Raw genomic sequence first — 26,315 nt, forward strand, 5'->3', positions numbered from 1 at the left:
AACTGAACGGATTCATCCATGGAAGACACCCTACTCGTTATCAATTGTGGCAGCTCGTCCCTGAAAGCGGCCCTGTTTGACACCAGCTTCAACAAGCTCGCCTCCGCGCTCGCCGAGAGGCTCGGGAAAGAAGATGCTTTCGCCAGCATGCCTTCGCCGTCAATGGACATCCCGCTACAAAGCGGCTGCAACCACCGTGACGCCCTACGTGCGGTGGTAACGGCATTCAGAGATCAGGGCCTGCTCACCGCCGCGCCGGTGGCCATTGGCCATCGGGTGGTCCACGGGGGAGAAACCTTTCGCCAGGCGGCGCTGATAACCGACGATGTCCTTCAGGCCATTGAGGACTGCGCCAGCCTCGCACCGCTGCACAATCCGGTCAATCTCACCGGCATAGAAGCGACCAGGGATCTGTTCCCGGAGGTACCTCAGGTAGCGGTCTTTGACACTGCCTTCCATCAGACGCTACCGAAGCACGCCTATCTCTATGCGTTACCCTATCGGTTTTACCAGGATTGGGGCGTTCGCCGCTACGGCTTCCATGGCACCAGCCACCAGTTCATGGCGAACGAGACGGCCCGCCTGCTGGAGAAGGCTCCTGACCAGATATCTGTCATCTCCGCCCACCTCGGCAACGGCTGCAGCATAACGGCCATCCGTGACGGGGTCAGCGTGGATACCAGCATGGGCCTTACGCCCCTGGAAGGCCTGGTGATGGGCACCCGCAGCGGCGATATTGATCCCGGGCTGTTCGATTTCCTCAAGGGCAAGGGAATCAACGCGGAAGAAGTACACCGGATTCTCAACAACGACAGCGGGTTGCTCGGACTGTCCGGGAAAACCAACGACATGAGATCCCTCAGCGAGCAGGCCGAAGACGGTCACGAGCCTTCAGCCCTGGCCATTGAGGTATTCTGTTTCCGTCTGGCCCGCTATATCGGCGCCATGATGGCATCCCTGACTCAGCTTGATGCCCTGGTGTTCACTGGCGGCATTGGCGAAAACAGCGCGCTTGTCCGGGAAAAGACCCTCGGTCACCTCCGGTTGACTGGCTTCTCCCTTGACCCGTCATCCAACCGGCAGCACGGAAAGCATACCGGCGGCCGAATTGACCAGGCCGACAGTCGATTCCGGGTGATGGTCATCCCCACCAACGAAGAGCTGGTCATTGCCCGGGAAGCCCTGGACGCCAGTCACCCTTAACGCCAAAGCTGAACATGCAACACCTGTAAGGATACTTCTATGGCCAAAAACCTGTTTATCGCACCAACGTCTATGGATTCCGGCCTGACGTCCGTCTGCCTGGGGCTGCTCAGGGCTCTGGAGCGGGTCGGAGTCAGTGTCGGATTCTACAAGCCTTTCAGCCAGTCGGTTCACCAGGGCGAATCCCAGCATAATGATGGCAAGGACGCCTCCGTCGCCTTCGTTCGCGCCCGCAGCGCACTCGAGCCACCGCCCCCGATGAGCCTGAAGGAAGCGCAGCAATTGCTGAACAAGGGCAAATCCGACCTGCTGATGGAAACCATCGTTGGCGAGTACCAGAAAGTGGCGAAAACCGTTGATGTGGTCATCATTGAAGGCCTGGTGCCGGACCGCAGCGAAGCCTACATCGCCCGCCTCAACGTGGAGTTGGCGCGAAACCTCGGATCGGAAGTCGTACTGGTCAGCACACCGAAGAATGCCACGGCCAAAGAACTGGACGAAGAGCTGGATTTCTCATCACGGTTGTTTGCCAGCCCTTCCGATCCCGACGTGATTGGCATCGTACTGAACAAGGTGGGCGAACCCGAAAAGTCGGAGTTTACGCCACGGGTCAACTCCGCGACATCCAATGCCCACATCAATTTCCAGACCGACTGCAAGGTATTCGCAGAGGGCCGTTTCCGGCTGCTGGCAAGTATACCCTGGCAACCGGAACTGCTGGCCGTTCGGGTGTCGGATATCGCCAGGGAAATGCAGGTAACCGTGCTGCACGAGGGTCACATGCACGCTCGCAGGGTTCAGAAGGTCTCGGTTTGTGCACGCACCATCAGAAACATGGTGGACACCCTGAGGCCCGGCACCCTGATGGTCACCCCCGGGGACCGGGAGGACATCATTGTAGCCACAGCGGTGGCGGCGCTTAACGGTGTTCCCCTGGCCGGCCTGATGCTGACCGGTGACCTGATGCCCGACGAGCGGGTGGTCGACCTGTGCCGGAGAGCGCTGGACACGGGGCTGCCAGTACTGCGCGCAGAAACCAACACCTATGAAACCGCCCATCGCCTGGCCAACCTGTCGGGAGCCATTCCGATTGACGACCCCGAGCGGGTCGAAAACGCCATGGAAGCCGTCGCGACCCAGGTGGATACCGACTGGCTTCAGCAACACCTGAAAGTCCAGCGCCAAAGCCGACTCTCACCGCCGGCCTTCCGCTACCTGCTGTCCGAGCGAGCAAGAGCCGCGGCAAAACGCATTGTCCTGCCGGAAGGCAATGAACCCCGTACGGTCCAGGCTGCCATCATCTGTCACCAGCGGGGCCTGGCGCACTGCGCCCTGATTGGCGACCCTGCCGAAATCGGGAACGTCGCGAAATCCCAGGGGCTGGACCTGCCGGACGACATGGAGATCATCGATCCCGCCAAAGTGCGGGGCGACTACATTCAACCCATGGTAAGCCTGCGGAAACACAAGGGCCTGGCGCCCGATATGGCCGAAGCCATGCTGGAAGACAACGTGGTGCTCGGCACCATGATGGTGGCCATGGACGAAGCCGACGGACTGGTGTCAGGCGCGGTTCATACCACCGCCAACACCGTGCGCCCTGCCCTTCAGCTGATCAAGACCCACGACGCAGCCAAGGTCGTGTCGTCCGTCTTCTTCATGCTGCTGCCCCAGCAGGTGGTGGTCTACGGAGACTGTGCCATCAACCCCGATCCGAACGCCGAGGAACTTGCGGATATCGCCATCCAGAGCGCCCAGTCGGCGGAAGCGTTCGGCATAGAGCCGGTAGTAGCGATGATCAGTTACAGCACCGGCGAGTCCGGCAGCGGTCAGGATGTGGAGAAGGTGCGGGAAGCCACGCGTATCGCCCGGGAACGTCGCCCGGACCTGCTGATCGACGGCCCTCTGCAATATGATGCCGCCGCCATTGAAAGCGTGGGTAAAAGCAAGGCGCCGGACAGCGAAGTGGCAGGACGTGCCACGGTCTTTATCTTTCCGGATCTCAATACTGGCAATACCACCTACAAGGCGGTGCAGCGCAGTGCAAACGTGGTGAGTATCGGACCCATGCTCCAGGGTCTGAGAAAGCCGGTCAACGACCTGTCGCGGGGCGCGCTGGTGGAGGATATCGTCTTTACCATCGCCATCACCGCGGTTCAGGCGAAGCAAGTCGAAAACGCGGGGCTGGTCTGACCGCCCCGCAAGTGTTTATCGCTTCTTGCTCTTCATCCGCTGTTTCTTCGGACGCCGGCCAGCCTTGAGGTCATTATCTTTCTTGACCCGCTGGCGCGGCGTCAGCCGATCGACCTTGCCGGCGAACGGGTTCTCACTGGAGCGGAACTCAAAGCGGATCGGAGAGCCGGTTACATTCAGAACCTTGCGGAAGGTATTTTCCAGGTACCGCTTGTAGGAGCCAGGAAGCGCATCCGTCTGGTTACCGTGTACCACGATGACCGGCGGGTTTGAGCCGCCCTGGTGTGCGTATCGCAATTTGATGCGCCGGCCCTGCACCATCGGCGGCTGATGCTGTGCAACGGCATCCTGAAGGATGGCGGTAAGCCGGTTGGTGGGCCACTTGGCCATCGCCGATTCGTAGCAGGCCTGCACGGACTCGTACATCACACCAACACCGGAACCGTGCAGCGCCGAGATATAATGCTTATCCGCGTAATCCAGGAAATCCAGACGGCGACGAACCTGTTCCTTCACGCGTGCGCGCTCTTCCGGGTCCATGCCATCCCATTTGTTGACTGCGATCACCAGTGATCGCCCCGCATCCAGCACAAAGCCGATCAGATGAAGGTCCTGATCCACCAGACCTTCCCGGGCATCAATCACCAGAATCACCACATGGGCGTCATCAATGGCCTGCAGGGTCTTGATGATGGAAAACTTCTCGACCACTTCACGGACATTCTTACGACGGCGAACCCCCGCCGTGTCGATCAGCGTGTACTGACTGCCCTGACGCTCATAGGGTACATAGACACTGTCCCGCGTGGTGCCCGGCATGTCGAACACCACGACACGGTCCTCCCCCAGCATGCGGTTGACCAGGGTCGACTTCCCTACGTTCGGACGACCGACCACACCAATACGAATGCCGGGATAACGCTCGGCACGATCCTGCTCTTCGCGCTCATCTTCCGACGGAAGCAGGCATTCCAGTAAGGATCGAATACCACGATTGTGGGACGCGGCGATCAGAAACGTGGACTCGAACCCGAGACTGTAGAAATCAGCGGCGGCGATGTCCGGATCCTGACCGTCGGTTTTATTGACGACCAGATGAGCCTGTTTCCCGGACTTTCGGAGCTGATTGGCAATCAGTTCATCGCCACTGGTCAGGCCGGAACGACCATCCACCAGGAACAGTACAATGTCCGCCTCTTCGACCGCCTGAAGGGACTGACGCGCCATTTCCGCATCAAGGCCTTCCTCATCACCCGTCAGACCACCCGTATCGATAACGATGAAGCGCTGGTCTTCATAAGTGCCCTCACCGTATTTCCGATCACGGGTCAGCCCGGGGAAATCCGCAACCAGTGCATCCCGAGACCGCGTCATCTGGTTGAATAGAGTCGATTTTCCGACGTTGGGGCGGCCGACAAGGGCAATTACAGGGATCATATAGTTTCGCTACAAAAGATTGACCGGGCCCTTATAGGCCCGGGGAAGGACGCGCTTAATCACGTTCCTTGAGTTCAAAAACGGTCATCTTGCCGCTGTTTCCAAACACCAGCAGGTTACCGTTACGAAGCCGTTGTGCCGGTACACGCAGTCCGTCACTGTCGAATTCCAGCTGGCCCTGCAGGGAACCGTCTTCCAGGGACATCATATGGATGTACCCCTCAAAGTCGCCAACAAGCAGGTAATCGTCGTACACAACCGGCTGCGTGGTCTGGCGCCAGGACAACCGGTCCTGGGTCCACAGTTCGCGACGGTCTGACCCTCGATAGGCAATGATATCCCCGTTTGCCGAAGACACGTAGATATTGCCGGCACCGACCATGGGGGAATGCAGGCTTGATGCCTCCCGACTCCAGATTTCGTCACCGTTGCGCAGGTTCACCAGCGCCAGTTTACCCTGATAGCCAACAACCAGAGCAGCATTTTCCAGGATCAGCGGTTGGCTGGTTACATCCACCAGGCGCTCCAGTTCGGTACGGCCCTGGGGTTGGCCAACCTCGTATTGCCAGGTTGGCTGCCCGTTATCCGCAGACAGCGCCATCAGTTTGCCATTGGCAAAGCCGGCCAGCACCAGTTCTCCCCCCACAAGCGGCGGAGCGGCCGCCCGCATGGACAATACCGGAACCACGCTGTCGTACTGCCAGCGCTTCTCCCCGGAAGAGGCATCAAACGCCAGCACCTTGCCATCCGTGGTCTGCACAACCACGATATTACCATTGGATTGTGGCGTGGCCAGGATCTCATTCGGAAGCGCGGATTCCCAGAGTACCTCCCCGTCTTCCCGGGAGAGAGCCATCAGACTGGCATCGCGGGTCACCAGGTAAAGCTGTTCGCGGTCACCACCAACGCCGGCAAAGATCTGTTCTTCCAGATCCTTGTACCAGGCAACCTTGCCGTTTTCGGCCTCAACGGCGTACATCTCGCCATCCGCAGAGGCGGCGTACAGAAGATCACCGGTATTCAGCGGCGTCAGGTAAAGGAACTGGTCATCATGACCATCACCCACCTGCATGGTCCACACACGGTCCAACTCCACAGTGCCTTCAATGTCGGGCACCGGCGCGGGTTCCTCAAAAGGCTCTTTGGTGCTGCACCCGACAAACAGTGCCGCTATCAGAGCAATAGCGCTAAAACGAACGAATGATGGCCCGTCAGACAACCAGGGCATCAGGCACCCTCCTGTACGCCAAGATCCGACAGCTTCAGTTCCAGAATGCCACTGCGGCCCTGCCGGGATTGCTCCCTGGCCGCCAGGTAGGCTTCACGGGCACCTTCACGGTCGCCCTGGGCCAGCAGGATATCGCCACGGAGCTCGGAAAAAATCGCGGCAAAGGTCTCGTTGTCGCCGGCGCCGTCGAGTGTGCTCAACGCTTCGTCATACTGCTCTGCTGAAAACTGAGCCCGCGCCAGACGGTTGCGAATAACGAATGACAGCGCGCTGTCTTCTTCCACCTGCCCCTTGGCCCATTCCAGGGACTCAATCGCAGCGGCGACATCCCCTTCGTCCATCAACTGCTGACGAGCGAGAATGAGCATGCCGTAAATAGCGTAGGCACTGTCGGAAAACTCTTCCTGAAGGTTATTGGCAACAAAGGCTACCGTTTCATCACTTTGCTCATCAGACTGGTCGCTGTATGCATTCAGCAGGTTGGCAAACTGGTTAGCTGCTTCGGTTCGCTGCTGCATCTGATGGTTCTGCCAGGTCTGCCAGCCGAATACGATCGCCAGCGCTGCACCGATACCGATCAGAAGCGAACTGCCGTTCTTCTTCCACCAGTCCTTGATCGCCTGAACCTGTTCTTCCTCGGTACGCATTTCGGCCATGATGACTCCTGTAGTCAGCTTTTTATCAGTTTGTCCGGGTGTGCCAATCAGGCACCCAGCAATTTATCCAGTGTATCGGCAAGTTCGCTTTGCCCCAGCGTCTGTTGCTCCTCATCGGAGCGAAGAGGCTTCAGGCCAACGGTACCGCTTTCAATTTCATTGTCACCGAGAATAACCGCGTAACGTGCGCCGCTACGGTCGGCTTTCTTCATCTGGCTTTTGAAGCTGCCGCCGCCGCAGTGGGTCACGACAACCCTGCCGGGCAGAGCCGCCCTCAGGGTTTCAGACAACCCCAGCGCTGCGGGGACAGCCTGATCCCCCATCGCGGTCACATAGACATCGGCATTGGCATTCACGTAATCCGGGATCAGCTCCAGGGTTTCCAGCAGCAGGATCAGACGCTCCAGCCCCATCGCAAAACCGACGGCAACCGTTGGCTTGCCACCCAGTTGCTCAACCAGGCCATCGTAGCGGCCACCGGCACACACCGTACCCTGGGCGCCCAGGCTATCGGTAATCCATTCGAAGACCGTCTTGCCGTAGTAATCCAGGCCACGAACCAGGCGCGGGTTTACGGTGTAATCGATGCCCGCGGCGTCAAGCAGTTCACGCAGGCGACGGAAGTGCTCCAGGGAATCCTCATCGAGATAGTCATCAAGCTTCGGGGCATCCTGCAGGATCTGTTGGGTCTCCTGGCTCTTACTGTCCAGAATCCGCAACGGATTGCTTTCAAGACGACGCTGGCTGTCAGCATCGAGCCGGTCATGGTATCCCGAGAGATAGCCAACCAGTGCCTCACGATACGCCCGGCGGGCTTCGGAGGTACCAATGGAATTGATCTCCAGGCGGGTGTGGGCATCCAGTCCCAGCTCCTTCCACAGACGCGCCGTCAGTATCAGCAGCTCGGCATCAATATCCGGCCCGCTCATGCCGAAGCATTCCACGCCAATCTGGTGGAACTGGCGGTAACGGCCTTTCTGGGGGCGCTCATGGCGAAACATCGGACCGGTGTACCAGAGCCGGCGGGTCTGGTTGAACAGCAGGCCGTGCTCTTCCGCCGCCCGCACGCAACCCGCCGTGCCCTCGGGGCGAAGGGTCAGGCTGTCGCCATTGCGATCATCGAAGGTGTACATTTCCTTTTCAACGATGTCGGTCACTTCTCCGATGGAGCGTTTGAAAAGGTCCGTCTGCTCAACGATGGGCATACGGATTTCCTGGTAGCCATACCCGGAAAGAACCTCACGAACCTTGCCTTCAACAAACTGCCAAACGGGGGTCTGATCCGGCAGGATATCGTTCATCCCGCGAATTGCCTGAATCTTAGCCAAGTTAAACCCTTAATCCTGAATCATTTAATGGGGCGATCGCCGGTTACTCACCGGACCGGGCAATAATTGCGTCTTCCTGTTCCTTGCGACGAGCCACCTCTTCACGGATCAGCCGCTCAAGGTCTTCCGTCAGGGTCGAGTTATCCAGCTTCTGGTTTGGCTTGCCATCCATGTAGAACAGGTTCTTGGGGCTGCCGCCCGTCAATCCGATGTCCGCCACTTTTGCTTCACCGGGTCCATTCACGATGCAACCGATGATGGCCACGTCCATGGAAGTGTTCACATCCTCCAGCCGCACTTCCAGATCATTCATGGTCTGGATGACGTCGAAATTCTGGCGGGAACAGCTCGGGCACGCAATGAAGTTAATACCACGGCTGCGCAGTCGCAGACTTTTGAGAATATCAAAGCCCACCTTGATTTCCTGAACAGGATCCGCTGCCAGGGATACACGAATGGTATCGCCAATGCCGTCCATCAACAGCATGCCCAGGCCGATGGATGATTTTACCGTGCCGGAGCGGAAGCCGCCGGCTTCCGTAATACCCAGGTGCAATGGCTGCTCAATCTGGGAAGCGATCTTGCGATACGCCGCCACCGTCATGAACACTTCGGATGCCTTGAGGCTTACCTTGAAATCCTGAAAATCGTGGCGGTCCAGGATGTCGATATGACGCATGGCGGATTCCACCAGCGCATCCGGCGTCGGTTCGCCGTACTTGCGCTGCAGTTCCTTTTCCAGGGAACCGGCATTGACGCCGATACGAATCGGGATATTCCGGTCCTTTGCCGCACTGATAACCGCACTCACACGGTCCTCACGACCGATATTGCCGGGATTTATCCGTAGGCAATCAACCCCGAGTTCGGCCACCCGGAGGGCAATTTTGTGATCAAAGTGAATATCCGCCACCAGCGGCAGGGACACCCGCGAGCGAATCTGACCGAACGCTTCAGCCGCCTCCATGCTGGGCACGGAAACCCGGACAATATCCGCGCCGGCATCCTGTAATGCCTGGATCTGCCCGACGGTGGCATCCACGTCACAAGTGTTGGTGTTAGTCATGCTCTGAACCGCAATGGGAGCATCACCGCCAACCGGCACATTACCCACCATGATCTGGCGGGATTGCCGTCTTTTAATCGGAGATTCCTGTTTCATCTCATGCTAACCAAAATAAGTGTGTTCAGAATGATCAGATTTCCAGGGTGAACTGGGCACGGTTGTTCACAACCCGGTATTCAGACATATCCACCGGTTCGCCCTGAAAGCTGATGTCAGCCACTGCATCCACTGCACCGATGACCACATTCAGTGGCATCTGACCGGTGACGTCGACACGATCACCTTCCCGCTGAAGGGAGCTTACCAGCCTTGCCCCGGCGGAATCGGTCACTTCAATCCAGCAATCGCTGGAAAACGAAATCTGAAGACGCCCCGTATCAGAGGCATCCTCTGCCGGCGCACTTTCGGTCAATGCAGGCTCCGTGGTGCTGGTGACCACAGGAATACGGGATTCATCCAGGTCCTCACCTGAATCACCCCCGGCGGGGCCCGCAACCGGAATTTCCGTCTCGGCGGCCTCTGGCTCATCGGCGGTAACGAATGCTTCGTCGGTGGTTTCTCCGACCGTGGACGCCGGTGTTGCCACCGTATCCTCTGCAGCCACATCGTCCTCCGTCCTGACCCGGGCTTCACTGTCATCGACAGCGGGTTCCGGTTCAGGTTCCTGAAGCGAACCCGCGTCCTGCTCCGAATCCTGTTGCTGTTCCTGCTCCGGGGGCGCTTCGGTCTCGCTGGTGCCATCATCAATAAAGCGCAGTACCAGATAGGCGGCCACCAGAACAGCCACCAAAAGAATAAGTACCTTTGCAAATCGCCGCTTCTGCCGCCTGCGGCGCTCAATATCCACCAGGGGATTGGCTTCCAGGGCTTCTGCCTTTTTCAGGCGCAGAGGTTCCAGTTCCCTGTCAAGAACGGCAACCACTGAGTCCGCTTCAAGGCCGACCTGTTTCGCATAGGCCCTGACGTAGCCCTTGAGAAACAATTCGCTGTCAATCTGCTGGTAATCGCCGTCCTCTATGGCCTGGATAACGGCGGGGCGTAGATGTTGCGCGTCGGCAACATCCGATACACTCAGCCCTTTCTTTTCCCTGCCCTGCCTTAGCAGGCTGCCTGCGGATTCACCAACAGGCTGTTGAGCGCTTTCTTCATTACTCATTAGAAATCAGCACCTTGTATTGTTGGTATTCGACTGACTCCGGAAAATTATTCTTCAACTGAAGAGCAAGACTGGATGCCCGGTTCTGCTCATTAAAATGGCGGGCAATCCGGATACCGGTAATCAGACTCTCCGGAGAATGCCGATACCTGGGGTTCTGCTGCATAAGCCTGCTCAGGCGGTCGTAATAACGGGACGCAGCCGGGTAGTTCCCGTCCTTGACCAGGGTACGAGACAATGCCAGCAGGGATTTCGCATCGCCCCTGGACAGCTCCACGGAGCGGTTGTAAGCATTGATCGCAGCCTCGTTGTTATCCAGGCGCTCCTCACTCATACCCAGATTAAAGAATACCGAGGCGCGATCATCGTACTTGGTATCCTTTGACGCAGCGAGGAACTGGTCCCGAGCTTCGTCGAAACGCCGCTCACCATACAGAAACGCACCATAGTAAACGCGCCCACGGGTGTAGTCGCTGTCACTGGACAGCGCCTTGCGGAAGGATTCCTCAGCCAGTCGGGGCTCACCATCGGTGTTGTGCAGCAACCCCATCGCAGACAGTGCGCCGGCATTATCGGGAGAAAGTTCGAGGGCCCGCTCGAGATGTTTCCGTGCACGGTCCAGATTGCCCTGGCCAATATACGCCGTGGCAAGCTGAACATAGTTGCGAACCGCTTTATCGCGATCCTCTTCCCGGGCAAAGCGGCTGTCGGAAACGGTGACGCAACCTGAGACAAAAAACATCACCAGCATAACGGTCAACAGGGTTCGGACACGGTTCACTGGACTAAATGCCACGGTTATCAATTCCTCACGTTATTAATAGGTTTCAGTGCCTGCAGGATTCAGGGATTGACCTGTTGAACCGCAATGTACCGCTGACTGCGCTTGGTACGGTCTTCAACCTGCCCCACAAGCTGCCCGCACGCAGCGTCAATATCATCTCCCCGGGTGGTACGCACGGTCGAGATATAGCCCGCCTCGTTCAGGATGTTCTGAAAGCGCCGGGTCGCCGATATTTTCGGGCGACGGAAGTCACTCTCCGGAAACGGGTTGAAAGGAATGAGGTTGATCTTGCAGGGCAGACCGCGAAGAATCTTCGCAAGTTCACGGGCGTGCTCAGGCTGATCATTCACTCCTTCGATCACCGTGTACTCGATGGTGGCTTTGCGCTTGTCCGGTAACCGGGCCAGATACCGCTTTGTCGCTGCCAGTAATTCCGCGATCGGGTACTTTTTATTTAATGGCACCAATTGGTTACGCAGCTCATCATTAGGGGCATGGAGCGAAATGGCCAGTGAAACATCTGTAACTTCGCCAAGACGATCAATGGCAGGCACCACACCGGAGGTGCTGACGGTCACCCGACGCTTTGATATGCCGTAAGCCAGGTCTTCCATCATCAGGTTCATGGCGTCGACAACGTTGTCGAAGTTCAGCAGAGGCTCCCCCATGCCCATCATCACCACGTTGGTGATGGGGCGATCCGGGCCCGGCTCGAATGGCATGAAGGCTTTCCGGGCCACCCATACCTGGCCGATGATTTCGGCAGCCGTCAGATTGCGGTTGAAGCCACGCTTGCCAGTCGAGCAAAAGGTACAGTCCAGGCTGCAACCAATCTGGGAAGAGACGCACAGAGTGCCACGCTCGCCATCGGGAATCAGCACCGTTTCAACGCTGTTGCCGTTGTCCATGCGCATGACCCATTTGCGGGTACCGTCTTTGGAGGTTTCGTCGTAAACCACCTCAGGCCCGCGAATTTCGGCGACTTCCTTGAGCTTTTCCCGCAGGACCTTGCTCATATTGGTCATTTGATCGAAGTCATCAGCGCCACGCTGGTGAATCCACTGCAACACCTGGGTGGCGCGGAAACGCTTCTCTCCCAGGGTCTCAAAGAAAGCCTCCATCTTGGCTTTCGGCATCCCCAGCAGGTTGGTTTTCTCAGCGGCCGCTGTCATTTCATAACCTCGATCAAATAACCAATCCGAAGCGGGAGAACGTCTCCCGCTTCGGCAGCAAAATCAACCGCGCGGGCAGATTTCACTGTCATTGAAAAAGTACGCGATCTCACGCTCTGCGGAAGCGGCAGAGTCGGAACCGTGTACGGCATTAGCGTCGATAGAAGACGCGAAATCGGCGCGGATAGTGCCGGCTTCAGCTTCTTTCGGGTTGGTCGCGCCCATCAGGTCACGATTCTTCAGGATGGCCCCTTCGCCTTCCAGAACCTGAACCACAGCCGGACCGGAAGTCATGAAAGCAACCAGGTCGTTGAAGAAAGGACGTTCTTTGTGCTCGGCGTAGAAGCCTTCCGCCTGCTCCTGGGTCAGGTGCATCATTTTGGCGGCAACGATGTTGAGACCGGCTTTCTCAAAACGGGTGTAGATTTCACCGATCACATTCTTTGCAACTGCGTCGGGCTTGATAATCGAGAGCGTGCGCTCGTTTGCCATGTCATTTCTCCAGTATGGTTCAGGTTAAAAATTCAGGGTTGGGATTATACGCAGTCCGGAGGCTACTGCCTACCGCACGGAGCGGAGACGCCCAACAACTTCAATGATTTGTGACGTCGCAAAGTCCACCTCCTCTTCGGAGGTAAACCGCCCGAGTGAGAATCGCAGGGCCCGGTGGGCCTCCTCATCGCCAAGACCGATACCACGGAGCACAAACGACGGCTCGATGGTCGCCGATGCACAGGCCGAGCCGGACGAAACCGCCAGTTCCCGCAAGCCCAGCATCAGGGATTCTGCGTCAACGCCGGCGAACGACAGATTGATAATGCCCGGCACCCTTGCCTCGGCGCTGCCGTTGAATGACACCCCATCCAGCGAAGACAGGCCATCCAGAAACCGGGTACGCAACGCTTCCAGCCGGGCCATATCGTCATCAAGCAACTCTTGCGCCCGGGCAAACGCACTGCCCATCCCAACAATCTGATGGGTCGGCAAGGTACCGGAACGCATCCCCCTTTCATGGCCGCCGCCATGAATCTGAGCCTCGATTTTCACATCCGGCGAACGGCGGACGTACAGGGCACCCACACCTTTCGGACCGTAGACCTTATGACCGGACAGCGACAACAGATCCACCGGCGTCGCCGTTACATCCACCGGCATCTTTCCGGCCGCCTGAGCAGCATCCACGTGAAACAGAACGCCCCGCTCACGCAAAAGGCCACCGATGGCGCCGATATCGGTGATGCAGCCAAGCTCATTGTTCACCATCATCAGGCTGACCAGCACCGTCTCCGGCCTGAGAGCTTCCTCCACCTGGTCCGGCGCAATGCGACCATCCGGTTGCGGCTTCAGCCACGTCACATCCACACCCTGACTCTCAAGCCATTTGCAGGTGTCGAGGACGGCCTTGTGTTCAATCATCGAGGTGATCACATGGGCGCCGGATTTCCCGGCCACCGCGCCCTTGATCGCCAAATTGTCGGATTCGGTCGCCCCGGAAGTCCACACAATCTCCCTCGGGTCGGCGTGGATCAGGCCCGCCACATTCTTGCGCGCGCTCTCGACTGCCGCTTCTGCCTGCCAGCCATAGGCGTGTGAGCGTGACGCCGGATTTCCGAAGACGCCATCCAGGGTCAGGTACCTGACCATTTCTTCAGCAACAAGGGGATCAACGGGCGTCGTCGCCGCGTAATCCAGATAGACGGGCTTTTTCATAATGGTATCGAGAGTTACTTGGTTCAGGCCGGCGTCTGCTCAGTCAGGCGCTCGGTGTTGATCGTCTGGGAGTCAGCATCCGACTGGCGGCGATCCTGTCGGTCCGCCACCATCTGGATTTCCCGCTTTTTCATCAGATCGGCAAGACTGATCTCACTGAGAAACTGATGGATCTGATCACTCAGATCCGACCACAGGTGGTGAGTCAGGCATTTTTCGCCGTTCTGGCAGTCACCCTTGTTACCACAGCGCGTGGTATCCAGGGATTCATTGACCGCATCCACCACTTCGGCGATGAATACAGTAGCGGCATCACGGCTCAGGCGGTAGCCGCCACCCGGACCACGGATGCTGACCACCAACTGGTGCCTGCGCAGACGGGAAAACAGCTGCTCCAGATAGGAGAGGGAGATTTCCTGCCGGGCTGAAATGTCCGCAAGACTGACCGGCCCCTGACCCCCATGAAGAGCCAGATCCAGCATCGCCGTAACGGCATAGCGGCCTTTGGTGGTCAGTTTCATAGTCTCAGCCCCGACAAGGGAATGAATCAGAATTCACAGCGCCGAGTATGAATTGACCTACCAAAACAGTCAAGTATTCACTTGTCCTGGGGCTGATCGTCCCGGACACAGTCAAAATCCTCGTCCTGCAGTGGCGGCAATTCACCATTCTGGTACTCGCTGTTCACCTTCTTAAGCGCCTTGCACATGTTCTCGATGCGGTCATCAACGACATGCATGTGATCCAGCAGACTGCGCACTGCCCGCGCCACGGGGTCCGGCATCTCTTCAGTCACACCATAGGCATCGAAGCCCATGCGCTCTTCCATCTCCTTGCGGCGCACATCGTCATCTTCGGCGGGCTTACGCTTCACAATAACCCGACCAGGAATGCCGACAACGGTCGCCCCAGCCGGAACGGCCTTGGTAACCACGGAATTGGACCCTACCTTGGCCCCTTCCCCGACTTCGAATGGCCCCAGAATCTTGGCGCCAGCGCCCACCACCACGCCATTACCGATGGTGGGGTGACGTTTGCCCTTATTCCAGCTGGTTCCGCCCAGGGTCACGCCCTGATACAGGGTGACGTCGTCACCGATAATGGTCGTTTCGCCGATTACCACGCCCATGCCGTGATCGATAAAAAAGCGGCGGCCAATGGTCGCTCCCGGGTGTATTTCAATACCGGTCAGCCAGCGGGCAATGGTAGAGATGGTGCGAGCCAGCCATTTCAGGCCCAAATTCCATAACCAATGGCAAAACCGGTGCAACAGCAAAGCATGCAAGCCCGGATAATTGGTCAGCACCTCGAAAGTATTTCTGGCAGCGGGATCGCGGTGGAACACGCTGGCAATATCTTCCCTTAATCGTTCAAACATGATCTTCTTCCTGCCCAGTGGCGGCTTTATCGGCCTCTGAAGCCATTTCCGGGGACTCTTTGACTGCCGATTTCTGCACTGCAGTCAGAACCCCCCTGAGGATATTGATTTCCATCTGATCCATTCTTGCTCTCTGGAACAGGCGGCGCAAACGGGTCATCAATTGACGCGGATTTTCCCGGCGGTGGAAATCAATATCCACAAGCACCTGCTCAAGGTGCCCGAAAAAGCCCTCCACATCATTCACCGGTGCGGGAGGGACATCCCAGCCCGCATCACCGGGAGCGGTCATGGGTTTAAGGTATGGGCTGCCCTCGCCTCCTTCAAGTCCACGCAGGTAATGCATGCGCATTTCATAGCAGACAACCTGAACGGCCATGGCCAGGTTCAGAGAGCTGTATTCCGGATTGGAGGGAATATGAATATGGTAGTGACAACGCTGCAACTCATCGTTGCTGAGCCCGTGATTCTCGCGACCAAACACCAGGGCCACCGGCCCGGCGGACGTATGCTCCGCAGCCTTGACCGCCGCGTCAGGCGGAGCAATGACCGGCCAGGGCACCTTGCGTCCCCTGGCACTGGTGCCCATCACCAGCACACAATCGGATATCGCCTCGTCCAGTGAAGACACCACCATGGCGTTATCCAGCACATCCGATGCGCCGGATGATCGGGCGTAAGATGTCTCGTCGGGAAACGATGCCGGATTAACCAGACACAGATTACCCAGCCCCATATTTTTCATGGCACGCGCCACTGCCCCGATATTCCCCGAATGGGAAGTTTCCACCAGGACAATGCGGATCTGGTCCTGAAACGTATCAGTGCCTTCCAGGGGAAGCGCCGGTTTATGCATGGGCCATAGTCTCTGTCAATGATTTAGGGGCGATAATCATAGCAGATTCCTACCCGACCTTGCCTCTCCGAACATCCCGAAACAGAGCGTGATCCGTGACATTGCTGAGGCAAAAAACATACAAGCAGCCCTTTCTTTTGCTATCATACGCGACCTTCACACACCCGGATAATGAACACTCAGATGCAACCAGCAATTAAAATGGCCCTGCGCGTAGCGCGTCAGGGGTCTGACTATCTGAAAGCACATTTCGAGCGCCAGGAACCCAACGGCAAGGACGAATCCGACCGCCTGGGCCAACTGGACCGTGTTGAAACGTCCATCTACGACAATTTCACGGAACAGCTCGAAAAAGCCTATAAAGACCACACCATTGCACCCATGGGCGAATCCGACGCCAATGGCAGCGACAAGAGCTGGCACATTTTCCCGCTCCTTGGCCGTGACAATTTCCTGCGCGGCATTCCGGACTTCGCCCTGGCGCTGATCCAGAAGAAGAACAACCGGGCGGAAAACCTGCTGCTGGTCAACCCGATCACCGGCGAAGAGTACTCCGCCAGCCGGGGCCACGGCGCCGCACTGAACAGCCGTCGCGTCCGCACGAGCGAGATCAAACATACCCAGCAGTCTGCCATTAGCAGCAACCTGCTGGACCAGGCGCGTACAGGTGATGATCCCCTGCTCTGGGGTGAAATGGCCTCCGTCATCGCCAGGGAATCCGGTATGTTCCGCACTTCCGGGTGCGTTGCCCTGGACATTGCACGGGTGTCCGCCGGTTACCTGGATGCAGCCATTATCTTCAAGCCTGAAGCGGCGGATCTCGACATCGGCGTCACCCTCGCCATGGAGTCCGGCGCCCTCACCGGCGACTTCTCCGGCAACCCGTCCACCGGCAACGCCCGCCAACTGGTTGTCGCCAACCCCAAGCTGTTCCGGGAAGTGCTGAAAGTTCTCCACCCATTTCGTGGACGCCTGCCCCGCTAATCTCCGGCGGAGTTTCAGCTGCAACAAAAAAGCCGCAACCCGTAAGGGCTGCGGCTTTTTTGTGGGAGGAGCCGTAATCCGACAGGCCGTTACATCCGGTTGAGCCACTCCGGCGGCTGCTCTTCCTCTTCTTCACTGACAAGACCTTCCTTCGCCGGCACCATCAGATCCTCGCGGGATACGTTCAACACCATCAGCATGTTGGCAGACACGTAAATCGAGGAATAGGTACCGACCACCACACCAATCATCAGCGCGATGGCAAAGTTATTGATGGCTTCGCCACCAAAGAAGTACAGGGCCAGCAACACCACCAACGTGGTACCGGACGTATTGATGGTACGGCTGATGGTCTGGTGAATGGACTCGTTAATAATGAACCACGAATCCCCCTCCCTCAGCTTGCGGAAGTTTTCCCGGATACGGTCCGCTACCACAATGGTATCGTTCAGCGAGTAACCAATCACCGCCAGCAACGCAGCCAGCACCGACAGGTCAAACGTCCACTGGAACAGGGCAAACACCCCCAGCACTATGATTACATCGTGCGCCAGAGGCAGCACGGAGGCGATCCCAAACTTGAACTGGAAGCGCATGCCGACGTAGATCAGCACCACGGCCAAGGCAATCAACAGCCCCAGGCCGCTGTCTTCCTTCAGTTCCTCACCCACCTGGGAGCCCACGAACTCGGAGCTCACCAGCTCCAGTTCAGCGCCACCGCTGGTCAGAGCCCCCATCACTTGCCGTGCCAGCTCATCGTTGCCGGATTCGCGCATGCGGATCAGAACCGTGGTGTCGGAGCCAAAGTTCTGCACCACAAAGTTGCTGTACCCGGCCTGCTCCAACTCACCCCGGATATCGGACAACACCGGCGCTTGCTGATATTCCAGCTCCACCGACGTGCCGCCGGTGAAGTCCATTCCCAGGTTCAGTCCGCGGGTGGCCAGCAGAGCGACGGAGATAATAATCAGTGCAATGGAGAATACGGAGGCTATCTTCCGTATCCCCATGAAATCAATTGGCTGCTTCTGTGTATCAGACATTAGCCAGCTTCCCCCCGATCGACAGCTTCTGAATCTTGCGACCACCGTATACGAAATTCACGATGCTGCGGCTAACCATAAGCCCCGAGAACATCGACGTGAGAATGCCCAGGCACAGAGTTACCGCGAACCCTTTCACCGGGCCGGAACCCATGGCGAACAGGATAACGGCCACCAGCAATGTGGTGATGTTGGCATCCACAATCGAAACAAACGCCCGCGAGTAGCCGGCATTGATCGCGGATTGCGGCGGCACGCCGGTTTTAAGCTCTTCCCGTATTCGCTCGAAGATCAGCACATTGGCATCAACCGCCATGCCGACCGTCAGCACGATACCGGCGATACCCGGCAGGGTCAGTGTGGCCGAGAGGATGGACATGCAGGCAATCAGCATCATCAGGTTCAGCGTCAGCGCCACATTGGCGATCATGCCAAATCCGCGGTAATAGAACGCCATGTAGATCAGCACCAGGGCAAAGCCCAGAGCGACCGACATCATGCCAGCATCGATATTCTTCTGACCGAGACTGGGGCCGATGGTCCGTTCCTGAACAAAATACATCGGCGCGGCAAGGGAGCCGGCACGCAGCAACAGGGCCAGCTCCGATGCCTCGGGAATGGAATCCAGGCCGGTAATCCGGAAGCTGCTGCCCAGGGCGGACTGGATCGTCGCCAGACTGATGATGCCCCGTTCAACAACGCGGTTTTCTTCGGTCTGGATTTCACCGTCAACCACCTTCTGTTCGGTCTCGGTGCGGTATTCAATGAACAGCACCGCCATGCGACGCTGGATCGCATTGCGGGTGGCGCGGTTCATCAGGTCACCGCCCACCGAATCCATGGTGATGTTGACCTGTGGCTGACCATTCTCATCGAAGGCCTGCTGGGCATTGGAAACGTTTTCGCCAGTGACGATGATGTCCCGTTCAAGCCGGGCGCTGCGTTGCGGTTCATCCCGGAACCCGAAGGTTTCGGTTGCTGAGCGCGGCGCATCCGGCCTCGCTTCCAGGCGGAATTCCAGATTGGCGGTTGCCCCGAGAACACGCTTGGCCTGGGCCGTATCCTGAACCCCGGGTAACTCAACAATAATGCGATCAGCGCCCTGGCGCTGTACCAGAGGCTCGGCCACACCCAACTCGTTCACACGGTTACGGATGGTCGTCAGGTTCTGCTCCAGTGCATAATCCTGAATCGACTTCACTTCCTGCTCGGACAGAGACAGGACGATCCGGAATTCATCGCCTTCTCTCTGTTCGTCCAGCAGGAACTGGTTGTACTGATCACGAATCAGTCCAAATGCTTCAGTGCGGGACGATTCGTCACGGAAGCTCAGGACGATTTCCCGATCATCAAGGTCGCCACCACGGTAACGAATACGCTCTTCCCGGAGATCACCCTTGATCTGCCCCGCCAAAGCTTCAAGGCGCTGCTCAACCGCGGTTTCCATATCCACTTCCAGCAGGAAGTGAACGCCACCGCGAAGGTCCAGGCCGAGCTTCATCGGGCCTGCCCCCAGGCTGCGCAACCAGTCCGGGGTGGACGGCGCCATGTTCAGCGCAACCAGGTAATCATCACCAAGGGCATTCTGTACCACCGGACGCGCCTTGAGCTGGTCATCCCCGTTGAGTACCCGGATTAACCCGTTGCGATCCTGAAGATCGCTGCCTTTGATCTCAATGCCTTCGGATTCCAGTGCATCAACAGCACGGTCAAGCGTACTCTGATTGACTTCGGTACTGCTCCTTGCACCGGTAATCTGAACGGCGTGATCATCAGGAAACAGGTTGGGTAATGCGTAGATAAAACCGATCACCAGGGCGATCAGGATAATCAGGTTTTTCCAGAGCGGGTACTTGTTAAGCATGGGTTCCCTTTTAGCCGGCCCAGGGGCCGGCTCTGAAATGTCAGCTTGGCTTAGGAGTGCTCAGAGGCTCCCTAATTCAGTCTGGCGAAGCGCCGGTTCAGATGTCTTTCAGGGTACCTTTGGGCAAAGCAGCGGCAACCGCGACTTTCTGAACCTTGATTTCAACGTTGTCAGCTACTTCAACGACGAGGAAATCATCAGTAACCTTGGTGATACGACCAGCAACGCCGCCGGAGGTAACCACTTCATCACCCTTGTTCAGGCCTGACATCAGCGCCTTGTGCTCTTTCGCACGCTTGGACTGCGGACGCCAGATCAGGAAGTAGAAAATCAGGATGAAGCCGGCAAAAAAGATAACCTGCCCCATAACTCCCATACCCTGGGCGCCGGGATCCTGTGCCAACGCCAGTGAAGGCATAACGGCAATGAGTGCGGCGATAAGCAGCTTGATCGATTTCATTCAATGTCTCCGTTGTTTCAGATAATTGTTCAAAGTAAATTCGGCCTGCTTTAATGAGGGTCGTAAGTCCGCCAGCGGCGGAACAGTCTCACCCCGGCGGGCGTAGAAGTCGCTGATAAAGTCCGACAATGTACCTGCTTCAATTGCGCCACGCAATCCAGCCATCAGGTTCTGGTAGAACCGCAGGTTGTGGATTGTGTTCAGCTGGGATCCGAGCATTTCTCCACACTTATCGAGATGATGCAGATAACTTCTCGAAAAATTCTGGCAGGTGTAACAGTCACACCGCTCGTCCAGAGGCCCGGTATCGTGACGGTTCTTCGCGTTACGGATTTTAACGATACCGGTGGAAGTAAACAGGTAGCCATTACGGGCGTTCCGGGTCGGCATGACACAGTCAAACATGTCCACACCGCGGCGAACAGCCTCAACAATGTCTTCCGGGCGCCCCACCCCCATCAGATAGCGGGGTTTGTCCTCCGGCATACGCGGCGGCAAGTAATCCAGTATGCGAATCATATCCTCTTTGGGCTCGCCTACCGACAGGCCGCCGATGGCATAGCCGTCAAAACCAATGCCCGTCAGCCCGTCCAGGGAACGATCCCGCAGGGATTCGTACATACCGCCCTGAACAATGCCAAACAGCGCGGCCGGATTGCCCTCGTGGGCCTGTTTGCTCCGCTCAGCCCAGCGCAGTGACATTTCCATGGACTCCCTCGCCTCTTTTTCCGTGGCGGGGTAAGGCGTGCACTCGTCGAAGATCATGACGATATCCGAGCCCAGGTCACGCTGAACCTGCATGGCAATCTCGGGGCTGAGCTTGACCGGTGAACCATCAACCGGCGAGCGGAAGGTCACGCCCTCTTCGGTAATCTTGCGCATTTCACCCAGACTGAAGACCTGGAACCCGCCGGAATCGGTCAGGATCGGGCCGTGCCACTGGGTGAAGTCATGGAGATCTCCATGGGCTTTAACCACCTCGGTACCCGGCCTGTGCATCAGGTGAAAGGTATTGCCCAGAATAATCTCGGCCCCGATCTCCTTGATATCCCGTGGCAACATTCCCTTGACGGTACCGTAGGTTCCCACCGGCATGAACGCCGGCGTCTCAACGGTTCCGCGTGGGAATGTCAGTCGGCCCCGGCGGGCACGGCCGTCTTCACCGAGTTTTTCAAACGACATGAAGCAGGACTGGCTCACGATTTCACTCCGCTTTCCTGACTGGTTTCCCCGGCATGCCCTTTCAACATACCCAGGCTGGGCTCCTGGCCCGTTATAAACATGGCATCGCCATAGCTGAAGAAGCGGTACTTCTCCCGTACCGCGTCGGCGTACGCAGACATCACATTGTTATACCCGGCAAACGCACTGACCAGCATAATCAGCGTGGACTCCGGCAAATGGAAGTTGGTAACCATGGCATCAACCGCCTGGAAACGATAACCAGGATGAATGAAGATATCGGTTTCACCACGGAAAGGCCGCAGTACACCGCCACGGGTGGCGGATTCCAGCGAGCGCACGGACGTGGTCCCCACCGCAACCACCCGGCCACCGCGGGCGCGGGTACGTTTCACCGCATCGACAGTTGCTTCCGGAACATGGGCCACTTCGCTGTGCATGATATGGTCTTCGATTCGCTCCACCCGCACGGGCTGGAAGGTACCTGCCCCTACATGAAGGGTCACCCAGGCCACATCCACGCCCCGCTCTTTCAGCGTTGCCAGCAACGGCTCATCGAAATGCAGGCCGGCCGTTGGCGCCGCCACAGCTCCCGCTTCCCGTGCGTACACGGTCTGGTAACGCTCACGGTCCGAGGACTCATCGGGGCGATCCACATAGGGAGGCAATGGCATGTGCCCAATGCGGTCGAGCACGTCCAGAATGGCTTCGTCGCTGTCACAGAACAGATGAAACAGAGCCTCATCCCGACCGGTCATCCGCAACGCCGTACCGTCTTCCAGCAGCACCTTCTGGCCTTCCTTCAGCGCCTTGGAGGCCCTTACGTGAGCCAGGATCTCGCGCTCCCCGAGCACACGCTCAACCAACACTTCCACCTGACCGCCAGTTTCTTTCTGGCCAAACAGGCGTGCGGGAATCACTCGCGTATCGTTGAACACCAGCAGGTCACCCGGCTGGAGCAAGTCTGGCAAATCGGTGAAACGAAGATGCCTGGTTTCGCCGGACAAGCCATCAAGGCTGAGCAACCGGGACGCACTTCGCTCTTTGAGCGGATACCGGGCGATAAGTTCATCCGGCAGATCAAAGTGAAAATCGGAGACGTTCATTGGATGGACTGTTCACGACACCGCATAGTGCGGCTTGTAAGTGGTAGCGGCGGGCGGACTCGAACCGCCACGGGTTTTACCCCAACGGATTTTGAATCCGTCGTGTCTACCAATTTCACCACGCCGCCATCGGAGAGTGCTGGGGATTATACTGAGGTTGAATCTGAAAGCAATAACAAGTGCCGGACTTTGGGATTCTCTGAGTAAATCCTTGGTTCCGGCGGGCTTTTTTACAGACGATCGAACAGTGACAATTGTGAAACCTGGGCAAACGACTGCTGGGCGGCCTGCAGTACGAAGCTCTGGAAACTCAGGTTACTGATCGCTTCCGCGTAGTCCACGTCCTGGAGCTGGGAGCGGATTTCATTGCTGTATACAGAAGAATCCTCAAGGAACGACTGGGTGGATTCCACCGCATTCATTCGCCCACCCAGCTCGGTCTGCTTCTTGATGATACTTTCCTGGGCATTGTCCAGATTGATCAGGGAATTGGCGATCAGGTCATCATAGGTGTCCTGGCCACCAGGAGCCGACTTGTCGACGTTTTCCAGGCCGTAGATCAACTTTTCAACGGAAGTGAACACGGACTGTTTCTGGGCTGTTTTCAGGGTGAACTCGTCGCCATCGGCGGCATCGTAGATCTCTACCCGGGCCCCGGCAACCTCAAAGCTTCCGCCATTGTCGTACGCCGGAGGCGTAACGGCCAGTGGAGCGTCGGTACGCCGGTTGAAGGCTTGTACTTCCAGTCCACCCGCACCGTCATCAACAACCGAGACGGAAATATCATCCGGATACACCAGGTCAAATGCATCGCGATCCGCCACCATGCCGGAGCTGATCCGCGCCCCGGATTCGTTGGTGGACGAAGCCTCAGCAAAGAAGGTGGGTTCTGCCGCCGCCACATCGACAAAGATCCCCTTGCCGTGGTCGCTGATCGGGACGGTCACCCCGTCATCAATTTCCAGCACACGCTGGCCTTCATCACCACGATAGACCCAGTCACCGGACACGTTCTTTGTGAACGCCTCCTGATCCCCCTGAAAGCCACTGAAAATATACTCGCCAGAGGCATCCTTGGTGTTTGTGATGTTGGCCAGCTGCCCCAGGCGCTCCTTCAATTCCGACGCAATGGACTGACGGTCGTTCTGGCTCAACGAGCCGTTACCGGCCTGCACCGTCAGCTCCCTCACTCGCTGGATGACATCGATGGAGCTCTCGAGGGCGCTTTCTTCCTGCTTAAGGCGATTGTCCGCCAGCGTGGCATTGCGCTGATAGGTTTCCACACGAGCCAGCTCCTGATTGAGCTTGAGAATGCGCGCAGCGGCCACGGGGTCATCAGAAGGACGGTTAACACGCTTGCCGGTGGATACCTGCTCAGAGGTTTTGTTCAGGCCAACGTTGAGCTCCTGGAGGCGATTGATGCCCCCCGAAAATACCTGTTGCGATGAAATTCTGATCATGTCACCTCCCCCCTGTTACCGGAAACTCTGCAACAGTGTCGTAAACAAATCCTGAGCCACACTCATGACCTGGGCCGAGGCGTTATAGGCTGCCTGATACTGGATAAGCTTTCCGGCTTCCTCATCAAGGTTGACGCCCGATACCGATTCCCGCTGATTGGTGGACTGTTCCAGCAACGTCTGGCTGGCATCCTTGTCCAACTGGCTCTGACGGGTTTTTACGCCAACCGCCTCCACGACGCCGGCATAGCCTTCGGTAAAGTTCTGGGTGCCATTGTTCATGGTATTGGCCGTTCCCAGTGCTGCCAGGAATTCGGCATTGCGGTTATCGGACACGCCGTTCTCGTTGAAACCGATGGTGAAAACGTCACCCACCTCCGGATTCCCTGAAATCTCAAACTGAAAGCCCTGGTACTCCGCGCCGTCACTGGGGTCTTCACTGAACAGCTTGTTGGAAATCCCGTCCTGATAGGGCTTATCGGCAATGATCGCATCGCCGTTGTTGTCGAACACGCTGTACACCAGGTTCCCGGCGCCATCGTCATCAAACTGGACTTCCAACGGGCCGTTTGTCAGCTCGCCCTCGGTCCGGAAGCCCGGCAACAGGGCATTGGTAAACGGGTTGCGGACATCCAGCATTTTGCCCTGGTTGATCTGGGCAGTCCCGCTGTTGCCCAGGTCCGACTCTGCACGGACCGGGCTGGCAAACGCCAGATCCTCTTCCCGCTCCACTTCCAGACCGATATTGGCTGCAGCGTTCCGGGTCGGCTGAATCAGGTACTTATCCCCGGCATTAAAGGTGCCGCCCTCAATACGGATATTGAATCCGGGCATGGAAATCTCGGAATTAGCCGGGTCCGGCAACCGGCCCTGGTTCACCGTTTTACCGGTTGCACTGTCAATCAGTTCATAGCTGCGGCCATCGCCACTGAACTGAAGAGACCAGCTACCCGATTCCAGTACTGAGCTATCAGTAATCTCCACCGCCAGTTGGGCATCGTTGGGGGCCTGGTTGTTGGCATTGGCAACCACCCGGCCGCGCTGGGCCGCAATGTTGTTAATGTCGGTAAAGAACTGCCCTCCCAGCTCGCCTTCCAGATCCAGCCCGATTTCATGCTGATGATTCATGGTGTCAGAGAGCGCAATGGCAACGCGCCCGAGCTCGTCGAAGGCAGGCTTCAGCGCCTCCGCTTCGAACCGTCGTAAACCACCAAGCTTACCGCCATTGATCTGTTCATCCACTGCCAGGGTTCTTCCGCCATTCCTGAGGGTAAACTCCAGCGATGTTGGATCCTCAACACTCTCACGGGTGCCGAACTCGGCAGCGTTGCTGCCCACAACCAGAGCGAGGCCGTTGTTCAGGGATACGTTCACCTGACTGCCCTCAGCCTGCGTCACCTTGATGCCCACAAGATCCGACAATTTCCTGAGCGCTTCATCCCGCTTGTCCAGGAGTTCATTGGGCATCTTGCCCTCGGCCAGCCCGGGTGATTCAGAAATGGCCAGATTCAGCTCGGCAATGCTTTTCAACAGGGTGTTGGCGTCTTTCACCCCTTGCTGCATCTGCGTCTTTACCGACTCCCGCTGCTGGATGAACTCCTGGTTCAGGGCCTGGAAGCGGTTAACCAACTGTTGCGCCTCACTCAGCACCAGCTGGCGTTGCGGCAGTGAGGCGGGATCTTCCGCCGCGTTTTGCAGACTCGCGAAGAAATTGTTCAGGGTATCACTGAGCCCGGTTGTCTCTCCGCCGAGGAGGTTATCGAGACGCGACAACTCGGAGTTCAACGCTTGCTGCTCACCGTTGAGGGTGGTGTCTTCGCGAACCTGTTGAACCAGGTACTCATTGGCGAGCCGCCGGATATTCGAGATGCTGACGCCACTGCCAATGGTTCCAGCGCCCGTGCGCTGCCCCGGCTGGGTCTCGAACTGCACTTCCTGGCGACTGTAACCGGGCGTGTTGGCATTGGTAATGTTATTGCCCGTGGTGTTCAGCGCCGCCTGATGGCCAAGGATGCCCGTCAGACCAATATTAATCAGTCCCGCCATAAC

General features: G+C 57.6%; 23 protein-coding genes and 1 tRNA gene. 3 read left to right on the top strand and 21 right to left on the bottom strand.

Annotated features, from left to right (window positions below; translation table 11 throughout):
• Positions 1 to 18: 18 nt before the first annotated feature.
• Entirely contained in the window at positions 19 to 1,203 is a 1,185-nt protein-coding gene (locus tag ACQUWM_RS04625; RefSeq protein ID WP_428921321.1) for an acetate/propionate family kinase, read from the top strand.
• Between the two features lie 39 nt (positions 1,204 to 1,242).
• The gene (gene pta / locus ACQUWM_RS04630) at positions 1,243 to 3,396 is read left to right on the top strand and encodes a phosphate acetyltransferase (protein WP_428921322.1); all 2,154 of its coding nucleotides are present in this window, start codon (positions 1,243 to 1,245) and stop codon (positions 3,394 to 3,396) included.
• Between the two features lie 15 nt (positions 3,397 to 3,411).
• Here the strand turns inward: pta and der are convergent, their stop codons facing one another.
• The 13 genes from der to trmJ form a co-directional block, all read right to left on the bottom strand.
• Positions 3,412 to 4,833: a ribosome biogenesis GTPase Der gene (gene der, locus ACQUWM_RS04635; RefSeq protein ID WP_428921323.1), complete on the bottom strand. Its 1,422-nt coding sequence runs from the start codon at positions 4,831 to 4,833 to the stop codon at positions 3,412 to 3,414.
• 55 nt (positions 4,834 to 4,888) lie between these two features.
• Positions 4,889 to 6,061, bottom strand: a complete 1,173-nt coding sequence (gene bamB / locus ACQUWM_RS04640; RefSeq protein ID WP_428921324.1) for an outer membrane protein assembly factor BamB — start codon at positions 6,059 to 6,061, stop codon at positions 4,889 to 4,891.
• Complete coding sequence (locus ACQUWM_RS04645; protein WP_407000756.1) at positions 6,061 to 6,717, bottom strand: YfgM family protein; 657 nt, start codon at positions 6,715 to 6,717, stop codon at positions 6,061 to 6,063. The genes bamB and ACQUWM_RS04645 overlap by 1 nt, the downstream gene beginning before the upstream one ends.
• A gap of 47 nt (positions 6,718 to 6,764) precedes the next feature.
• Positions 6,765 to 8,018 (bottom strand): histidine--tRNA ligase, encoded by a 1,254-nt coding sequence (gene hisS / locus ACQUWM_RS04650; RefSeq protein WP_428921432.1) that lies wholly within the window; start codon positions 8,016 to 8,018, stop codon positions 6,765 to 6,767.
• 70 nt (positions 8,019 to 8,088) lie between these two features.
• Entirely contained in the window at positions 8,089 to 9,207 is a 1,119-nt protein-coding gene (gene ispG / locus ACQUWM_RS04655; RefSeq protein ID WP_428921325.1) for a flavodoxin-dependent (E)-4-hydroxy-3-methylbut-2-enyl-diphosphate synthase, read from the bottom strand.
• A 34-nt stretch (positions 9,208 to 9,241) separates the two neighbouring features.
• Positions 9,242 to 10,267, bottom strand: coding sequence for a RodZ domain-containing protein (locus ACQUWM_RS04660; protein WP_428921326.1), 1,026 nt, complete (start codon positions 10,265 to 10,267; stop codon positions 9,242 to 9,244).
• Complete coding sequence (gene pilW / locus ACQUWM_RS04665; protein ID WP_428921433.1) at positions 10,260 to 11,018, bottom strand: type IV pilus biogenesis/stability protein PilW; 759 nt, start codon at positions 11,016 to 11,018, stop codon at positions 10,260 to 10,262. Before pilW ends, ACQUWM_RS04660 begins: the two co-directional genes overlap by 8 nt.
• A gap of 92 nt (positions 11,019 to 11,110) precedes the next feature.
• Complete coding sequence (rlmN, locus tag ACQUWM_RS04670) at positions 11,111 to 12,223, bottom strand: 23S rRNA (adenine(2503)-C(2))-methyltransferase RlmN (RefSeq protein WP_428921327.1); 1,113 nt, start codon at positions 12,221 to 12,223, stop codon at positions 11,111 to 11,113.
• A gap of 63 nt (positions 12,224 to 12,286) precedes the next feature.
• Entirely contained in the window at positions 12,287 to 12,715 is a 429-nt protein-coding gene (gene ndk / locus ACQUWM_RS04675) for a nucleoside-diphosphate kinase (protein WP_406984248.1), read from the bottom strand.
• Between the two features lie 69 nt (positions 12,716 to 12,784).
• Entirely contained in the window at positions 12,785 to 13,933 is a 1,149-nt protein-coding gene (locus ACQUWM_RS04680; RefSeq protein WP_428921328.1) for an IscS subfamily cysteine desulfurase, read from the bottom strand.
• A gap of 23 nt (positions 13,934 to 13,956) precedes the next feature.
• Positions 13,957 to 14,454, bottom strand: a complete 498-nt coding sequence (iscR, locus tag ACQUWM_RS04685) for a Fe-S cluster assembly transcriptional regulator IscR (protein ID WP_428921329.1) — start codon at positions 14,452 to 14,454, stop codon at positions 13,957 to 13,959.
• 77 nt (positions 14,455 to 14,531) lie between these two features.
• Positions 14,532 to 15,314: a serine O-acetyltransferase gene (gene cysE, locus ACQUWM_RS04690; protein WP_428921434.1), complete on the bottom strand. Its 783-nt coding sequence runs from the start codon at positions 15,312 to 15,314 to the stop codon at positions 14,532 to 14,534.
• On the bottom strand, positions 15,304 to 16,167 hold the full coding sequence (trmJ, locus tag ACQUWM_RS04695) for a tRNA (cytosine(32)/uridine(32)-2'-O)-methyltransferase TrmJ (protein ID WP_428921330.1): 864 nt from the start codon (positions 16,165 to 16,167) through the stop codon (positions 15,304 to 15,306). The genes cysE and trmJ overlap by 11 nt, the downstream gene beginning before the upstream one ends.
• 183 nt (positions 16,168 to 16,350) lie before the next feature.
• Between trmJ and ACQUWM_RS04700 the strand changes: the two genes are divergently transcribed.
• Positions 16,351 to 17,151 carry an inositol monophosphatase family protein gene (locus tag ACQUWM_RS04700; protein WP_428921331.1) on the top strand — a complete coding sequence of 267 codons (801 nt, stop codon included), beginning with the start codon at positions 16,351 to 16,353 and terminating at the stop codon, positions 17,149 to 17,151.
• 89 nt (positions 17,152 to 17,240) lie between these two features.
• On the opposite strand, the gene secF is transcribed toward ACQUWM_RS04700, so the two are convergent.
• The 8 genes from secF to flgK form a co-directional block, all read right to left on the bottom strand.
• On the bottom strand, positions 17,241 to 18,194 hold the full coding sequence (secF, locus tag ACQUWM_RS04705) for a protein translocase subunit SecF (RefSeq protein ID WP_428921332.1): 954 nt from the start codon (positions 18,192 to 18,194) through the stop codon (positions 17,241 to 17,243).
• Positions 18,187 to 20,058 carry a protein translocase subunit SecD gene (secD, locus tag ACQUWM_RS04710; protein ID WP_428921333.1) on the bottom strand — a complete coding sequence of 624 codons (1,872 nt, stop codon included), beginning with the start codon at positions 20,056 to 20,058 and terminating at the stop codon, positions 18,187 to 18,189. Before secD ends, secF begins: the two co-directional genes overlap by 8 nt.
• 97 nt (positions 20,059 to 20,155) lie before the next feature.
• The gene (gene yajC / locus ACQUWM_RS04715) at positions 20,156 to 20,518 is read right to left on the bottom strand and encodes a preprotein translocase subunit YajC (protein WP_407000768.1); all 363 of its coding nucleotides are present in this window, start codon (positions 20,516 to 20,518) and stop codon (positions 20,156 to 20,158) included.
• A complete protein-coding gene (tgt, locus tag ACQUWM_RS04720) occupies positions 20,519 to 21,700 on the bottom strand; it encodes a tRNA guanosine(34) transglycosylase Tgt (RefSeq protein ID WP_428921435.1) in 1,182 nt (393 codons plus the stop codon).
• Between the two features lie 14 nt (positions 21,701 to 21,714).
• Positions 21,715 to 22,806 (bottom strand): tRNA preQ1(34) S-adenosylmethionine ribosyltransferase-isomerase QueA, encoded by a 1,092-nt coding sequence (queA, locus tag ACQUWM_RS04725; RefSeq protein ID WP_407000769.1) that lies wholly within the window; start codon positions 22,804 to 22,806, stop codon positions 21,715 to 21,717.
• A gap of 41 nt (positions 22,807 to 22,847) precedes the next feature.
• A tRNA-Leu gene (locus ACQUWM_RS04730) sits at positions 22,848 to 22,934 on the bottom strand.
• A 102-nt stretch (positions 22,935 to 23,036) separates the two neighbouring features.
• Complete coding sequence (gene flgL, locus ACQUWM_RS04735; RefSeq protein ID WP_428921334.1) at positions 23,037 to 24,266, bottom strand: flagellar hook-associated protein FlgL; 1,230 nt, start codon at positions 24,264 to 24,266, stop codon at positions 23,037 to 23,039.
• Positions 24,267 to 24,281: 15 nt separating this feature from the next.
• Positions 24,282 to 26,312: a flagellar hook-associated protein FlgK gene (gene flgK, locus ACQUWM_RS04740; RefSeq protein ID WP_428921335.1), complete on the bottom strand. Its 2,031-nt coding sequence runs from the start codon at positions 26,310 to 26,312 to the stop codon at positions 24,282 to 24,284.
• Positions 26,313 to 26,315 lie beyond the last annotated feature (3 nt).

The sequence above is a fragment of the Marinobacter sp. DUT-3 genome (assembly GCF_050379435.1).
Classification (GTDB): domain Bacteria; phylum Pseudomonadota; class Gammaproteobacteria; order Pseudomonadales; family Oleiphilaceae; genus Marinobacter.

Coding starts and splice junctions, on each gene's coding strand:
- ACQUWM_RS04625 (WP_428921321.1), top strand. CDS start 19: ATGGAAGACACCCTACTCGTTATCAATTGTGGCAGCTCGTCCCTGAAA.
- pta (WP_428921322.1), top strand. CDS start 1,243: ATGGCCAAAAACCTGTTTATCGCACCAACGTCTATGGATTCCGGCCTG.
- der (WP_428921323.1), bottom strand. CDS start 4,833: ATGATCCCTGTAATTGCCCTTGTCGGCCGCCCCAACGTCGGAAAATCG.
- bamB (WP_428921324.1), bottom strand. CDS start 6,061: ATGCCCTGGTTGTCTGACGGGCCATCATTCGTTCGTTTTAGCGCTATT.
- ACQUWM_RS04645 (WP_407000756.1), bottom strand. CDS start 6,717: ATGGCCGAAATGCGTACCGAGGAAGAACAGGTTCAGGCGATCAAGGAC.
- hisS (WP_428921432.1), bottom strand. CDS start 8,018: ATGAACGATATCCTGCCGGATCAGACCCCCGTTTGGCAGTTTGTTGAA.
- ispG (WP_428921325.1), bottom strand. CDS start 9,207: ATGAAACAGGAATCTCCGATTAAAAGACGGCAATCCCGCCAGATCATG.
- ACQUWM_RS04660 (WP_428921326.1), bottom strand. CDS start 10,267: ATGAGTAATGAAGAAAGCGCTCAACAGCCTGTTGGTGAATCCGCAGGC.
- pilW (WP_428921433.1), bottom strand. CDS start 11,018: ATGCTGGTGATGTTTTTTGTCTCAGGTTGCGTCACCGTTTCCGACAGC.
- rlmN (WP_428921327.1), bottom strand. CDS start 12,223: ATGACAGCGGCCGCTGAGAAAACCAACCTGCTGGGGATGCCGAAAGCC.
- ndk (WP_406984248.1), bottom strand. CDS start 12,715: ATGGCAAACGAGCGCACGCTCTCGATTATCAAGCCCGACGCAGTTGCA.
- ACQUWM_RS04680 (WP_428921328.1), bottom strand. CDS start 13,933: ATGAAAAAGCCCGTCTATCTGGATTACGCGGCGACGACGCCCGTTGAT.
- iscR (WP_428921329.1), bottom strand. CDS start 14,454: ATGAAACTGACCACCAAAGGCCGCTATGCCGTTACGGCGATGCTGGAT.
- trmJ (WP_428921330.1), bottom strand. CDS start 16,167: ATGCATAAACCGGCGCTTCCCCTGGAAGGCACTGATACGTTTCAGGAC.
- ACQUWM_RS04700 (WP_428921331.1), top strand. CDS start 16,351: ATGCAACCAGCAATTAAAATGGCCCTGCGCGTAGCGCGTCAGGGGTCT.
- secF (WP_428921332.1), bottom strand. CDS start 18,194: ATGTCTGATACACAGAAGCAGCCAATTGATTTCATGGGGATACGGAAG.
- secD (WP_428921333.1), bottom strand. CDS start 20,058: ATGCTTAACAAGTACCCGCTCTGGAAAAACCTGATTATCCTGATCGCC.
- yajC (WP_407000768.1), bottom strand. CDS start 20,518: ATGAAATCGATCAAGCTGCTTATCGCCGCACTCATTGCCGTTATGCCT.
- tgt (WP_428921435.1), bottom strand. CDS start 21,700: ATGTCGTTTGAAAAACTCGGTGAAGACGGCCGTGCCCGCCGGGGCCGA.
- queA (WP_407000769.1), bottom strand. CDS start 22,806: ATGAACGTCTCCGATTTTCACTTTGATCTGCCGGATGAACTTATCGCC.
- flgL (WP_428921334.1), bottom strand. CDS start 24,266: ATGATCAGAATTTCATCGCAACAGGTATTTTCGGGGGGCATCAATCGC.
- flgK (WP_428921335.1), bottom strand. CDS start 26,312: ATGGCGGGACTGATTAATATTGGTCTGACGGGCATCCTTGGCCATCAG.